General features: G+C 38.6%; 17 protein-coding genes and 1 pseudogene. 16 read left to right on the plus strand and 2 right to left on the minus strand.

The features are described from left to right. The first annotated feature begins 8 nt into the window (after positions 1–8). The 6 genes from accC (at position 9) to AC0VYJ_RS05270 (ending at position 3,846) form a co-directional block, all read left to right on the plus strand. Complete coding sequence (gene accC / locus AC0VYJ_RS05245) at positions 9–1,355, plus strand: acetyl-CoA carboxylase biotin carboxylase subunit (RefSeq protein ID WP_475366732.1); 1,347 nt, start codon at positions 9–11, stop codon at positions 1,353–1,355. A gap of 13 nt (positions 1,356–1,368) precedes the next feature. Beyond that, the gene (locus AC0VYJ_RS05250; RefSeq protein ID WP_475366733.1) at positions 1,369–2,124 is read left to right on the plus strand and encodes a putative hydro-lyase; all 756 of its coding nucleotides are present in this window, start codon (positions 1,369–1,371) and stop codon (positions 2,122–2,124) included. 172 nt (positions 2,125–2,296) lie between these two features. Continuing rightward, positions 2,297–2,491, plus strand: a complete 195-nt coding sequence (locus AC0VYJ_RS05255) for a hypothetical protein (protein WP_283152833.1) — start codon at positions 2,297–2,299, stop codon at positions 2,489–2,491. A gap of 25 nt (positions 2,492–2,516) precedes the next feature. Next, the gene (locus tag AC0VYJ_RS05260; protein WP_475366734.1) at positions 2,517–2,663 is read left to right on the plus strand and encodes a hypothetical protein; all 147 of its coding nucleotides are present in this window, start codon (positions 2,517–2,519) and stop codon (positions 2,661–2,663) included. A 279-nt stretch (positions 2,664–2,942) separates the two neighbouring features. Beyond that, the gene (locus AC0VYJ_RS05265; protein WP_475366735.1) at positions 2,943–3,320 is read left to right on the plus strand and encodes a hypothetical protein; all 378 of its coding nucleotides are present in this window, start codon (positions 2,943–2,945) and stop codon (positions 3,318–3,320) included. Between the two features lie 37 nt (positions 3,321–3,357). Then, on the plus strand, positions 3,358–3,846 hold the full coding sequence (locus AC0VYJ_RS05270; protein WP_475366736.1) for a GNAT family N-acetyltransferase: 489 nt from the start codon (positions 3,358–3,360) through the stop codon (positions 3,844–3,846). A 115-nt stretch (positions 3,847–3,961) separates the two neighbouring features. Here the strand turns inward: AC0VYJ_RS05270 and guaC are convergent, their stop codons facing one another. Beyond that, the gene (gene guaC, locus AC0VYJ_RS05275) at positions 3,962–4,945 is read right to left on the minus strand and encodes a GMP reductase (protein ID WP_475366737.1); all 984 of its coding nucleotides are present in this window, start codon (positions 4,943–4,945) and stop codon (positions 3,962–3,964) included. 249 nt (positions 4,946–5,194) lie between these two features. Between guaC and AC0VYJ_RS05280 the strand changes: the two genes are divergently transcribed. The 9 genes from AC0VYJ_RS05280 (at position 5,195) to AC0VYJ_RS05320 (ending at position 10,936) form a co-directional block, all read left to right on the plus strand. Then, positions 5,195–5,626 (plus strand): VOC family protein, encoded by a 432-nt coding sequence (locus tag AC0VYJ_RS05280; protein ID WP_475366738.1) that lies wholly within the window; start codon positions 5,195–5,197, stop codon positions 5,624–5,626. A 209-nt stretch (positions 5,627–5,835) separates the two neighbouring features. Further along, complete coding sequence (locus AC0VYJ_RS05285; RefSeq protein ID WP_475366739.1) at positions 5,836–6,234, plus strand: VOC family protein; 399 nt, start codon at positions 5,836–5,838, stop codon at positions 6,232–6,234. Between the two features lie 128 nt (positions 6,235–6,362). Beyond that, complete coding sequence (locus tag AC0VYJ_RS05290; protein ID WP_475366740.1) at positions 6,363–6,935, plus strand: DUF4825 domain-containing protein; 573 nt, start codon at positions 6,363–6,365, stop codon at positions 6,933–6,935. A gap of 29 nt (positions 6,936–6,964) precedes the next feature. Further along, on the plus strand, positions 6,965–7,150 hold the full coding sequence (locus AC0VYJ_RS05295) for a hypothetical protein (RefSeq protein WP_194220510.1): 186 nt from the start codon (positions 6,965–6,967) through the stop codon (positions 7,148–7,150). A gap of 22 nt (positions 7,151–7,172) precedes the next feature. Next, positions 7,173–7,466: a TIGR04104 family putative zinc finger protein gene (locus AC0VYJ_RS05300; RefSeq protein ID WP_430243594.1), complete on the plus strand. Its 294-nt coding sequence runs from the start codon at positions 7,173–7,175 to the stop codon at positions 7,464–7,466. Between the two features lie 261 nt (positions 7,467–7,727). Next, on the plus strand, positions 7,728–7,952 hold the full coding sequence (locus AC0VYJ_RS05305) for a hypothetical protein (RefSeq protein ID WP_475366741.1): 225 nt from the start codon (positions 7,728–7,730) through the stop codon (positions 7,950–7,952). Positions 7,953–8,877: 925 nt separating this feature from the next. After that, positions 8,878–9,045, plus strand: coding sequence for a Fe3+ hydroxamate ABC transporter substrate-binding protein (locus tag AC0VYJ_RS05310; protein ID WP_305911335.1), 168 nt, complete (start codon positions 8,878–8,880; stop codon positions 9,043–9,045). A 260-nt stretch (positions 9,046–9,305) separates the two neighbouring features. Then, positions 9,306–10,429 (plus strand): IS3 family transposase gene (locus tag AC0VYJ_RS05315; protein ID WP_475366742.1). Its coding sequence is split into 2 segments (ribosomal slippage): positions 9,306–9,555 and positions 9,555–10,429, totalling 1,125 coding nucleotides; the frame shifts between segments, so codons are not numbered across the junction. A gap of 114 nt (positions 10,430–10,543) precedes the next feature. Next, on the plus strand, positions 10,544–10,936 hold the full coding sequence (locus AC0VYJ_RS05320) for a hypothetical protein (RefSeq protein ID WP_475366743.1): 393 nt from the start codon (positions 10,544–10,546) through the stop codon (positions 10,934–10,936). A 40-nt stretch (positions 10,937–10,976) separates the two neighbouring features. Here AC0VYJ_RS05320 and AC0VYJ_RS05325 read toward each other — a convergent pair whose 3' ends face one another. Beyond that, positions 10,977–11,558 (minus strand): stage II sporulation protein P, encoded by a 582-nt coding sequence (locus AC0VYJ_RS05325; protein WP_475366744.1) that lies wholly within the window; start codon positions 11,556–11,558, stop codon positions 10,977–10,979. 216 nt (positions 11,559–11,774) lie between these two features. On the opposite strand from AC0VYJ_RS05325, the pseudogene AC0VYJ_RS05330 reads away from it, so the two are divergent. Next, positions 11,775–12,206: pseudogene (locus AC0VYJ_RS05330) on the plus strand (transposase); the annotation flags it as partial. Between the last annotated feature and the right edge of the window lie 140 nt (positions 12,207–12,346).

Genomic DNA, 12,346 nt, shown 5'->3' on the forward strand with positions numbered 1-12,346 from the left:
GGGATCAGATGGGTATTCAGAAAGTACTAATTGCAAATCGAGGCGAGATCGCTGTTCGCATTATTCGCGCCTGCCACGAGCTAAACCTTACTGCTGTAGCGGTATATTCAGATGCGGATCGGGACGCGCTTCATGTTCAATTAGCAGATGAGAGCTACTGTATTGGACCAACATCATCAAGTGAAAGCTACTTAAATGTTGGGAATATCATGACGGTTTCCGTAAATAGCGGCGTAGATGCTATTCATCCGGGATATGGTTTTCTTGCAGAAAATGATAGTTTTGCAGAGATCTGCGAAGACTGTGACATTGCGTTTATTGGCCCTAGTAAAGAGGCCATCAATCGCATGGGAACGAAAGATGTTGCACGAGCAACGATGGAAGACGCGGGCGTTCCAGTTGTTCCTGGCTCGGACGGCATTATTGAAACGAAAGAAGAAGCGCTTGAGCTTGCGAATGAAATGGGCTATCCCATTATTATTAAAGCAACCGCAGGCGGTGGCGGCAAAGGAATTCGCGTCGTACATGAGGAAGAAGAACTGATTAAAGCGATTAACATGACACAGCAGGAAGCAGAGAAAGCGTTTGGTAATCCGGGTGTCTATATTGAAAAGTTCATTGAGGATTTTCGCCATATCGAAATTCAAATTATCGCGGATTTGTATGGTAATGTGATTCATCTCGGTGAGCGAGACTGCTCGATTCAAAGACGTATGCAGAAGCTCGTTGAAGAAACGCCATCACCAGCTTTAGATCAATCGATTCGTGAAGCGATGGGAGATGCAGCTGTTCGGGCAGCTAAAGCTGTGAACTACGCTGGGGCAGGAACGGTCGAGTTTATTTATGACGTTAATGGAAACTACTATTTTATGGAGATGAACACTAGAATTCAAGTGGAGCATCCCGTAACAGAGATGGTCACTGGCGTTGATTTGATTAAAGAACAAATTAAAGTGGCCGATGGTGAAAGACTTTCCCTCACACAGGATGAAGTGAGTTTGGAGGGATGGTCAATCGAATGTCGTATCAATGCGGAAGATCCTAAGAACGGATTTATGCCATCACCTGGGAAAGTAGAAACGTATTTACCTCCAGGCGGTTTTGGCGTGAGAGTTGATTCAGCCGTTTATCCAGGTTACGTGATTCCACCGTTCTATGATTCGATGGTGGCGAAGCTTATTACATACGGTGCTACTCGTGAGGAAGCGATGCAGCGGATGAAGCGGGCACTCAGTGAATTTATGATCAAAGGTGTGAAAACAACGATTCCCTTTCATCAAAAATTACTAAGGCATGAGAAGTTCGTTGAAGGTGATTTTAATACAAAGTTTCTTGAGATTTATAAAGAGCTATAAAGGAGATGACGTGTTGGAAACCCCTCATACACAGCGACAGCAGTATCATGAGAATCTAGATAGTGGAACGACCTCAGGTAAATGTGATGGCTACTTACAGGCAAATATGATTACGCTTCCGGCTGAGTATGCGTTCGAGTTTCTTTTATTTTGTCAGCGCAACCCAAAGCCATGCCCTGTCGTGGATGTTCTTGAGGCAGGTCAGGTTACACCTCGTATTGCTGATGCCGACATTCGAACAGATCTGCCCAAGTATCGCATTTATAAAAATGGCGAGCTAGAAAGGGAAGTACTTGATTTAAAAGACGTCTGGCAAGATGATTTCGTTACATTTCTGTTAGGGTGTAGCTTTACGTTTGAGCGAGCGCTCGTTGAAAAAGGGATCAGCTTGTTGCATCAGGAAATGAACCGCGTTGTTCCGATGTATCAAACGACGATTCCTTGTGAAGACGCGGGTCGCTTCAATGGGGAAATGGTTGTAAGCATGAGAGCGATTAAGAAAGAAGAGCTCGATGAAACGATATGCATCACATCGAAGTTTCCGCTTGCGCACGGAGCGCCGATTCATGTGGGCCATCCATCAGAAATAGGCATTGAAAACATTGAGAATCCGGATTACGGGGAATTTACCCCTTTTGACGAAGAAGAGCGAATCCCAGTTTTCTGGGCGTGTGGCGTTACACCTCAGTATGTCGGGTTAAATGTGAAGCCTGAGATTATGATCACGCATGCACCAGGACACATGCTGATTACGGATCAAAAAGAATAGCAGCCAGTATTTTGATGAAAGAAGTTCGATTCGTTAGCGCAGTTAGTAAGCTGTGCTAGCGATTGAACTTTTTTTGATTGTCTTCGTTATGAGAGAGTAGGTCATTTAGATCATATGATAAAATAAAAGAGATCAATTGAACGTTTCGCCAAAAGTGGGAGGGATGTGAATCATGACAATTGTTAGCTTCTTACTTATTGGTTGGATCTTAAGCTGGTTTAAATTTGAGCAACTATTTATTCAAGCCTTTCAAGAGCTTTTTAATAAAACGATTACGAAAGCAAGCTACTACTTTATTTTTTTCTGTATCGGTTTGATCGGAGATATTGTGCTGTTATTGAATGGAACTTTTCTTGAAATGATGTAGTTCTAGATAAAGGGGAAAGCACGAAATGGTGAGAAGATCAATTGTGGACGTAGCTGGGTTATACAATCTATTAATAGCACTCGGAGCCATTTCGACAGGCGTTTATATGTTAGCTGGCATGGGCTTTTTTGCTAGTTATCCACCGGAATGGCAGGGGATTCTTCTTTTTTAAAATTGAGGAGTGCTCGCCCTTATTACGATCGTATTGTTTAGGTTTGGCAATGTTACGGCATTGATAACCAGCTTTACCAGGAAGCATAGTAAATCCTATCAATTCTCTCTTCTAAGAATCATCTAAATGACATTAGGTTCTTTTGTCTTCGCTTTTCAAAAGAATAAATCTTAGTAAAAAGTCACTTCCAAAATAGGAATGGCTTTTTTTATTTTATAACATTACGAATGACAAAATGACGTAAAAGTGAAAAAATGGAAAGAGGAGGTGTTAACTATAATGACAAAAGCTAATCGGCTTTCTGTTGTGATGTTTTGTCTCATTTTGATCAGTTTAGGAACAGTGATGATCTTTTATTGGCGAGATGGATACGCGTATTCAAGCGAAATTGTGCTCGGGTGTTTAGGTGTCTTTTTTCTTTCTATTTTGTACTTTGTAGTTTTAACTATTTGGAAAATGAGACTGCTAAACAAGTACGAATTAAAAGAGAGGGCAGGCACATTTCTCAAATGGTTTGCGGGTCTAAGCGTTATGAATCTATTGTTCTCATATTTTACTTCATCGGATATAACCGGATATGAATTTTTCACCTCATTTGGACTAGCGATGGGCATCGCGTTTAGTGATGTGATGTTTCTCAAAAAGAAATCTTATTAGATAAACATTGAAATTCATTTTAAAAGGAGAATACATAATGAGTGTTACCCTTCGATTGGTTAATAAAGAAGATCTTCCGTTGATTCAAAAGTACGTCTCCTCTGAAGCCGTTTCTAGGATGACAAATGTTCCTGATCCCTACCCTCCGAATGGCGCAGAAGAGTGGTTTGCGATCGTATCAGAAGAACATAATGCAGGAAAGCATTACCCATTCGCCATCGTCGTTGATGGTGAATTTGCTGGAAGTATTTCAGTCAGACGTGAAAGGGAGGGCGTCGGTGCGATCGATTATTGGGTGGCACCACCTTTTTGGAGGCGGGGCATTGGTACAAAAGCAGCTGAGCATGCAATTGAGTTTGGGAAAAAGGAACTTGGCTTGACGATGTTTGAAACGGTTTGTCTTGTTGAGAATAGAGGATCCGCTCGAGTGCTTGAAAAGGTTGGATTTCAGAGAGTAAATGAATTTGAAATTGCGAACGGGGAAAAGCATGAAGGTAAAGTGGCTATAGTCTATCAATGGGTGTAGGATATACTAATGTTTTTCTTATACTAGGAGTAGTTAACTACATATAAAAGCAGAACTTATGAGAATGGGTAACTAAAAAGACGCCAGAAGCAGCTTGCTTCTGGCGTCATCTTTTTTAATATACTTTATCCCCATTAAAAATGGAGTTCTTCACTACGACATAATCTACCGTACGAATTGATTCTAGCTTGTCTCCGCCTGAATAAGAAATCGCCGATTGAAGATCCTGCTCCATCTCTGTAAGCGTGTCTTGAAGATCTCCTTTATGCTCAACGAACATTTTCTTACCTTCAACGTTTTTCTTCTCGCCTTTTTGAAATTCAGAGGCAGAACCGAAGTATTCTTTGTATAGCTTGCCATCTCGTTCGAACGTTTCACCAGGTGATTCTTCGTGTCCTGCAAAGAGAGAACCGATCATCACCATCGAAGCACCAAAACGAACGGATTTAGCGATATCGCCATGCGTACGAATACCGCCATCTGCAATGATTGGTTTTGTTGCTGCTTTTGCACACCAGCGTAGAGCTGCGAGCTGCCAGCCACCAGTACCAAAGCCGGTTTTAATCTTCGTAATGCACACCTTACCAGGTCCGATGCCGACTTTCGTAGCGTCAGCACCTGCGTGCTCTAACTCTCTGACAGCTTCAGGCGTGCCAACATTTCCAGCAATCACAAAGCTTTCTGGGAGGTGCTTCTTAATATGACCGATCATTTCAATGACCGCATTTGAATGCCCGTGGGCGATATCAATCGTAATATAGTCAGGTGCTAGGCCCTGCTCTTTAAGCTGTTCAATAAACGTGTATTCTTCCTCTTTGACGCCCACGCTAATAGAGGTGATGAGCTCACGAGCGTTCATGTCTCGAATAAAAGAGATACGCTTTTCCGGTTCAAAACGGTGCATCACATAGAAATATCCTTTTTCAGCCAGAGTAACGGCGATTGTTTCATCAATAATCGTCTGCATGTTTGCAGGTACGACCGGTAATTTAAATGTATGCTTGCCAAGCTTAATGGAAGTATCACATTCTGATCGACTGTTTACGACACACTTAGCGGGAATTAGTTGAATATCTTCATAATCGAATACGTTTTCCATGAGATTCACTCCTAAAAACGAATAATACGTTTTAATTTAATTTAAATGTTCGTCCATTTGATAATTTACAGGAATTCATTGTAATTGTCAAAGATTTTCTTGAAATCCTTTACATATGAGGAGGAAAAGAAAGGGATTCGAACGAAGAATATGGAAAATTAGAAGAGGAATCAAAAGAAATACGTCTAGTGGAACAGTATAGTAAAAAGTGTTTTCTAGAAAGAGTGAGCATAAAAAGGAGTTGGTCTTATGATACGAGTTGGCAGTATTTTTATACCAGTCACGGATCTTGAAAAATCAGTGAAATGGTATGAAAAGCATCTAGGTATTCATAAAATTCAAGAGTGGGGAGAAGGATTGGCTGAAGGTGTCGGCTTCTATTTTCCAAATGATTCGACTCAGCTTGCGTTAGTGAAAGTGGAGAACGTTCAGCCAACTGAATTTCACATCAAAGCAGAACGTCGGAATAGCTATTTCAATTTTCTTGTTGATGATATTGAAGCTTTTTATGAGAAGCTCAATAAGAGCGGTGTTAAAACGAATGAGCTTGAACAATTCGGGGGCATGACATGTTTTGATTTCTTTGACCTCGATGATAATTCTTTTAGCGTAGTTAGTGAAGTGGTAGATTCCCCGTTTCATGCTGATCAAGTCAAAAAGATGCAGGGTATGAAACGATGAAGGAAAATGAAAAAAGTTGCCCTGAGTGTGGCGAAAAAGAAACGAGAACAGGAGAATTTACTGGGTACGGCTCATTATTTAAGAAAAAAGGATTTGCGAAAAGTTCTCCGGTTGATGCTTGTTTCTGTGTTAATTGCGGTACAATCCTTTCTCTTAAGGTGAGGAACCCAAAGAAGTTTATTTAGTAAAGCTTTTAAGGAGGAGTAAAGATGGCGACTGATTTGTGGATGAACCTTCCTGTGCAAAATGTAGAAAAGTCGAAAGCTTTTTTTACAAAGATCGGATTTGCTGCTCAGGCCATTGGAGAAGGTGTTCAAGTAGCGATCGGTGATCAAGGAACGAAGGTTATGCTGTTTCCTGCTTCAAAATTTGAAACGTTTACCCATCACAGAGTAGCGGATTCTATGAAAGCGACGGAAGTGCTTTTTTCAATTGGAGCGGAAGATCGAGAAGAAGTAGATGCAATGATAAAGAACGTGGAAAAGGCAGGGGGAGCAATCTATGCCAAACCCGGCTTAACAGATGGATGGCTCTATGGAGCAGGGTTCATTGATTTAGATGGTCATCGATGGAATGTGTTGTATATGGACATGGAGAAAATGCCGTAATCAAATGTGCGGGCTTTAAAGGTAACTCTCATCACAGTAGAGTTACCTTTTTGGTTAATTATTGAAACTTCCAAGTAGTTTCCATCGTAAATAAAGTAGGATAAAAGAATATCAGTAAGGAGAATAAGATGTACTTTAAACAGACGAAATGGTTGTCGATCATACTCGTTATTCTGTTAGTGACTGGATGCTCCAGTGGAAATGCGTCGTCGGATAAACAGAGTGTGAAAACGATTGGTGGAATCGATCAGGTGGAATTGCTGAAATTTAGCGGGACATATGTTGGGGACAATTCAGCTGTTCTAGCCATTCTAGCGCAACTTCCGGGAAGCGGAACAGTTAATAAATTTGATTTATCTGATCAAAAGATAAGCGTGACATATGACGAGGAGCGAGCAAGTTCTGAATTAGACTTCAATTCTACCTGGTTTGATGGAGCAAACAGCGCTCAGAGGATTTTCCATTATAACGCGATTTACTTAACGATCTTAGTGCCGAACGCCAAAGAATATGAATTTCGAGTGCAGGATGAGAGCTTCCGTATAACGAGAGATGAAATGGTAGCCACATTAACGAGCAAATTTGGTGAATTTCCAAGCGAGGAGCAGCTTATGGAGGAAACATTCGCCGAGGAATATGTGAAAAAGCATGAAGAAGAATTAGAGAAAATGGCAAATCATTATGAGGACTATTTTAATTGATTAGTGATGTAAAAGTAGGTGTTAAGTAAATGAAGAAAGTTCGTTACATTTTGGTCCTTCCGCTAGCATTTATCCTATTGATAATTGGATTGGCGTCTTATAATAACAACCGAGCTATGGATATGGCGGTTGAAGGATGTAAAGAAGTAGGAGGAAAAGTCAATTTAGAAAAAGATCTTTTGGGCATAAATTGGCGTTTTTCTTGTGAGAAATAAAAGAAATAAGGGAGAAGAGATCATGCCAACTTGTCAGACTTGTGGCTATACATGGAAATGGAAGGAAGCATTAAGATTAATTTATCGCGCAAAGGCCAGGTGTCCAAACTGTGACGCAAACCAATATCTATCTGCAAAATCGAGAAAACGATCGAGTTATACATCAATGCTAGTCGTTATTCCTCTTGCGATTACTTCAATTTATAGGCTTTCCTTATGGTTCTATTTGAGTTTTTCCTTTGCTTTACTAGTACTCATTCTTCTTCTTTCTCCTTTGTATTACCAGTTAAGTAACGAAGAGGAACCACTTTGGTGAATGAGAGGAAGTCAATTGGATTTTCATCAGTTGATGATGCTGCTCACGAGGGTAGATGGAATGTAGTAGGTATAGAAAGGGCATTTAAGAGAGGGTACATATATTAATCAATAAAGGATTAGTAGGTTGTTGTAGTCTTCAAGATAAGGGCAGGTTTATTGAAGACTCAGTTTCGAGATATTCCTTACTCTTCACATCACGCTCCAGTTTGTTTAATATTGTAAATTTTGAAATAATGGGAGAAGAGAGGAAGGTGGATAGATGAAAGTCGAAAAAATTTTCGGTCTTCTTAGTCTAGCTTTTATAATCTTTGCTTTTATTACTCACTCAACTGAACTCTTACCTTATGCTCTCATTGTCGGAGGTATGAATTTTCTTATTGTAGGCTGGAATAGTTTATCGAAGGATAAAGACAAGTGGGGGTACTTCTATCTATTTGTTTCATTATTTTTCGCTGCTTATGGTGGCTTTAAGTTATTTGTATAATATTGTAACGGAGGCGTTTGTGCAATAAAAAGTTAGCGTCCAATGTAGGATTGTGAAGTTATGCTTATTCAAAGGATTAATTTATGAAAAGTAAGGATTACAGCAAACGAAATATCATTCAATGGATTGCATTTGGGATTGTAATGTTTTCTATGGTTATAAGAGTAGTTTTATTTCTATCAGGAATAGCTCGGGAGTTAGAATACAGTACAATTAATGCCATAACTTGGACAGGGCTTACGATTGGTATTATTTTATTATTGGTTTCTTACTTGTTTCCAAAAGAGACCTAAACTATCATTACGTATTTCAACTAAATCGGAGCTTTACTCTAAAACGATTATGCTCTATTTTTTGCTAGTAACTGGGCAGTGTAATGAAAGGATTGAATTCGACATAATTGAGAGTCTTGGAACTAAAACCAAACTTTTACCTATATGGAATCAGAAGGGATTAATATGACCAAAGATAATAAAAGTAAATTGTTAGTTATATTGGCATTTCCGTTTTTTTTCTCTTTTTTTATTTATGATATAAAGGATATCGAGTTTTGGTATTACAATGGTTTCACATTAGTTCTTTTTTTGACTATATTTAATTTAGTTGCAATCAAAGTTTTTTATCCAAGAACTTCTTTTGTAATAGGTGTAATAATTTGGACAACTCTGTGTGCACTTTTATATAATGACACTTTCGTGAGCATAGGAATATCTTTATTTTCATTACTTACTATATTGACTTTCGTGTTTATGTATCAACGACCTAAAGGATTGAATAACGAAAACTAATATATCATTTTTATTCTAGTTCCGTAAAATCGGAGCTATTCAAAAGTAAGCGTTACCTATTTTTTATTCAATACCGAAACTTTATTACAGATTCATCGTAATAACAGTAAACTAAGCTTTTATGGGGAGTGAAAGAGATGTTTGGAAATACACCAAAATGTTCAAATTGCGGGGGAGAAATAAAAGGAAATGATGTTGTTTACATAAAGATGCGATATCCTGAGAGAAAAGGTATGACAGAGATAAAAGCATACTTGAATAATGAAGGTAAGTTCATTTGCGAGGAATGTTTTAACCAAAAGTAATCCATTGATGTTATTCAATATAATCGGAGCTTATCTATAATAAGGTAGCCTCCCATTCTATATGATTATTATTGCCACCCTTAGAATCTTTTGAAATAATCGACGTTGAGCGACTCGGCAACGTACATAAGAAAAAGGTTTTAAGGGAGGTACATATGAATCGTTATATAGGGATATTTATTGAATCGGCTACACTGAGTTAGACAAATAAATTAAGGTCAGATAGACTTGTTTAAAACCTTTATTGAGGAGCGTCTACTATGACCAAACGAACACGCCGTACGTTTACAAAAGAATTCAAGCAACAAATGGTTCAATTACATGAGAACGGTAAGCCCAGAAGTGAGATTATTAAAGAGTATGAACTAACCCCATCATCATTGGATCGGTGGATCAGTCAGTTTACGAAGAGTGGCTCATTCAAAGAAAAAAATAATCGATCATCGGAAGAAACAGAGCTCATGAAGCTGCATAAAGAAAACCAACGCCTGGCCATGGAGAATGATGTTTTAAAGCAAGCCGCGCTGATCATGGGACGAAAGTAAATGTGATTCACAATAACCGTCACAAATACTCGGTATCAGCAATGTGCGACGTCCTACAACTTCCACGAAGCACCTTCTATTATGAGGCGAGAGCAGTCGAATCAAATGACGATGAACTGAAAGAAGTCATCCGAGAAATCTTTTATGAAAACCGTCAAAACTATGGAACACGTAAAATCAAAATTGAACTTAGAAAGCGTGACTGGATTGTATCCAGAAGAAAGATTGGCCGTATCATGAACAAGCTTGGCCTTGTTTCAAAATATACAATCGCTCAATTCAAACCTACGAAAAGCTCGTGCAATGAGTCTGAACAGACGAACGAATTGAACCGAGAATTTCATCAGGATCAAGAGTTGAAAGTCGTTGTCAGTGATTTGACGTATGTCCGTGTGAATCAAAAATGGCACTACATCTGTGTTTTTGTCGATCTCTTTAATCGCGAAATAATTGGTTACAGTGCTGGCCCTCGAAAGGATGCGAAGCTTGTCTATCGGGCTTTTTCTTCTATTAAAGGGAACCTGAATGATATTGAATTATTCCATACAGACCGTGGCAATGAGTTTAAGAACAAATTGATAGATGAGGCCTTAGAAACCTTCCAAATCAAACGATCCTTAAGCTTCAAAGGGTCACCTTATGATAATGCCGTCGCTGAAGCGATGTTTAAGGTTATTAAAACGGAATTTGTGAATCATGCCCATTTTGAAAAACAAGCACAACTAGATATTGAACTTTTTGATTATGTTCACTGGTACAACCACATCAGAATCCATGGAACATTGGGCTATTTAAGTCCAATTGAATACAAGTCTAGGAACCTTAAAATAGCTGTCTAGTTTAGTGTTGACAATCCATAGTCTACTCAACGATATCCTTCTTAATAATAATTTAAGGAGGTGGATACGTCCTCTATGTCTAGTCATACATATTAATTATGGGAGGTTTATGACATGAAGACTGCATTGTTTAGCAAAAAAGTATCTCTTTCTCTTCTTTTCGCAATGTCATTGTTACTACTTATGATTTCTCCCGGGGCCAATGCAGCCAAGGAAGACAATTTGTTGTTTACTTATGCCTCTTTAAGTCCTAACTCTCAAACTGTTAGCTATACAGCTGATTTTAATGCAAGTTGGGGTGGCGGATCTTCAGGAGACTATTACACAGTCCGATTGTATTGTAATGGTGGCAATACACCAAATTGGTATCAAACCACAAGTACGACCTCAGAAAGTTCCTGGTATTGTAAATATCCTACTAATGGAACGTATTACCCAACATTAGCAGTTACTAATCAAAGAACAGGCCAAACTTCTTCAGATAGCGTTAAGGTGACAGTTAATTAAATAAAAAAACAGGCTGTAAAATTTATTACAGCCTGTTTTTTTATTTAGATTTTAAAGAATTTTCTAATTGTTCACTTAGTATGTCGATAGCAATTTGCATTTCTTCGGTTGTACTCTCTTTACTTCCAATACCTATATTTATTTTAATGGAAGAATCATCATCATTATTTATTTCGCTTGCTAAAACCCCTCTTGATAGACCAGGAAAATCTTGTTCTACCCCGTCAGATAAGTCCTTTGCTATAAGCAGGTTGGTTTCAGTTCCATTTCTCTGTACTTCAAAAAGCATTCTCGCAATTTCCCTTCCATTATGAGAGTAAGTTGCATCTTTTTTTCGAACATTAACATCGGAATATATTGAAATAGAATACTCGCTATTAGTTCTTTCATCATCACTTTCATTATAGTTTACATTTATTCCTCTTTCTAATAATTTCTTTTCTAGGTATTTACTATAGTTTATATTCTCAGATTCCTCAAATTCTGTATTTTCGACAATGGATACCGACTTGGCTAAAGAAGTGTTTACTGGCTCCTCAGTTTTTTTGGAAATATCACAACCTACTAGAATTAGTCCAAGTGTTAGAGAGCAAACAAAGGAAATAAATAAATTATATTTCATTTTGGCCTCCTAAAAGAGATTTTAATCAACTGTATGTATTATTCTACCTTATATTACTAGCTTCCTTTAATAAATTTTGAAAAGGGTATTTGGCACGAGTCTATTCAAAGTATTTATAGGTAAAATGTCTGTTATATAATATATTCTTACAAGATAACTTGCACTATATTGTTTATTTTGGGGAGAGTCGTATCTTTAATAAGTTAGGCTCCATTATTAAACGCTGTGCGAAAGAAAGATCAATCCTCTGTCGCAGAAGATCTCAAACCCATTTATCAACCCAATACCCATGAGGAAGCTAGAGAGAGGTTTGAAGCATTCAAGGAAAACTGGCAGAAGAAATATCCGAAGGTCGTGAAATCCTGGGAACAGGATCTAAGCGTTCTCTTAACATTTTTGAGCTATCCTTCCTCCATTCGTCCGATGATTTATACGACGAATATCATCGAACGGACGATTAAAGAGATCAAGAAGCGCACAAAAACGATGAATAGTCTGCCAGGAGAAAAAGCTGCCGAGAAAATCGTTTACCTCCAATCCAAGGACTACAATCAGCGCTGGAGCGAGCGAAAGCTACGTGGTTTTATCACGGCCTTTCCTACTTTACAGGGGATGTTTCTGGAACGGTATGGGGTCATGGAAGAATAAAGTCAAAAGCGACTTTTCTGGCAGGGCTCCTCGGGGCCCTGCCAGAACTTCCCACCTCAATGAAGGCTAGAGGATATCCCTATCTTTTGAATTACACAAACTTATTGACACTACCATTGATAGGGGTCATAAGTATTGCG

Source organism: Anaerobacillus sp. 63XJN7_5_ISO-PGPR-S23-430, from assembly GCF_056173695.1.

Excerpts from the sequence above, each read along its gene's own strand:
- accC (WP_475366732.1), top strand. The coding sequence starts at position 9 with ATGGGTATTCAGAAAGTACTAATTGCAAATCGAGGCGAGATCGCTGTT.
- AC0VYJ_RS05255 (WP_283152833.1), top strand. The coding sequence starts at position 2,297 with ATGACAATTGTTAGCTTCTTACTTATTGGTTGGATCTTAAGCTGGTTT.
- AC0VYJ_RS05260 (WP_475366734.1), top strand. The coding sequence starts at position 2,517 with ATGGTGAGAAGATCAATTGTGGACGTAGCTGGGTTATACAATCTATTA.
- AC0VYJ_RS05265 (WP_475366735.1), top strand. The coding sequence starts at position 2,943 with ATGACAAAAGCTAATCGGCTTTCTGTTGTGATGTTTTGTCTCATTTTG.
- AC0VYJ_RS05270 (WP_475366736.1), top strand. The coding sequence starts at position 3,358 with ATGAGTGTTACCCTTCGATTGGTTAATAAAGAAGATCTTCCGTTGATT.
- guaC (WP_475366737.1), bottom strand. The coding sequence starts at position 4,945 with ATGGAAAACGTATTCGATTATGAAGATATTCAACTAATTCCCGCTAAG.
- AC0VYJ_RS05280 (WP_475366738.1), top strand. The coding sequence starts at position 5,195 with ATGATACGAGTTGGCAGTATTTTTATACCAGTCACGGATCTTGAAAAA.
- AC0VYJ_RS05285 (WP_475366739.1), top strand. The coding sequence starts at position 5,836 with ATGGCGACTGATTTGTGGATGAACCTTCCTGTGCAAAATGTAGAAAAG.
- AC0VYJ_RS05290 (WP_475366740.1), top strand. The coding sequence starts at position 6,363 with ATGTACTTTAAACAGACGAAATGGTTGTCGATCATACTCGTTATTCTG.
- AC0VYJ_RS05295 (WP_194220510.1), top strand. The coding sequence starts at position 6,965 with ATGAAGAAAGTTCGTTACATTTTGGTCCTTCCGCTAGCATTTATCCTA.
- AC0VYJ_RS05300 (WP_430243594.1), top strand. The coding sequence starts at position 7,173 with ATGCCAACTTGTCAGACTTGTGGCTATACATGGAAATGGAAGGAAGCA.
- AC0VYJ_RS05305 (WP_475366741.1), top strand. The coding sequence starts at position 7,728 with ATGAAAGTCGAAAAAATTTTCGGTCTTCTTAGTCTAGCTTTTATAATC.
- AC0VYJ_RS05310 (WP_305911335.1), top strand. The coding sequence starts at position 8,878 with ATGTTTGGAAATACACCAAAATGTTCAAATTGCGGGGGAGAAATAAAA.
- AC0VYJ_RS05320 (WP_475366743.1), top strand. The coding sequence starts at position 10,544 with ATGAAGACTGCATTGTTTAGCAAAAAAGTATCTCTTTCTCTTCTTTTC.
- AC0VYJ_RS05325 (WP_475366744.1), bottom strand. The coding sequence starts at position 11,558 with ATGAAATATAATTTATTTATTTCCTTTGTTTGCTCTCTAACACTTGGA.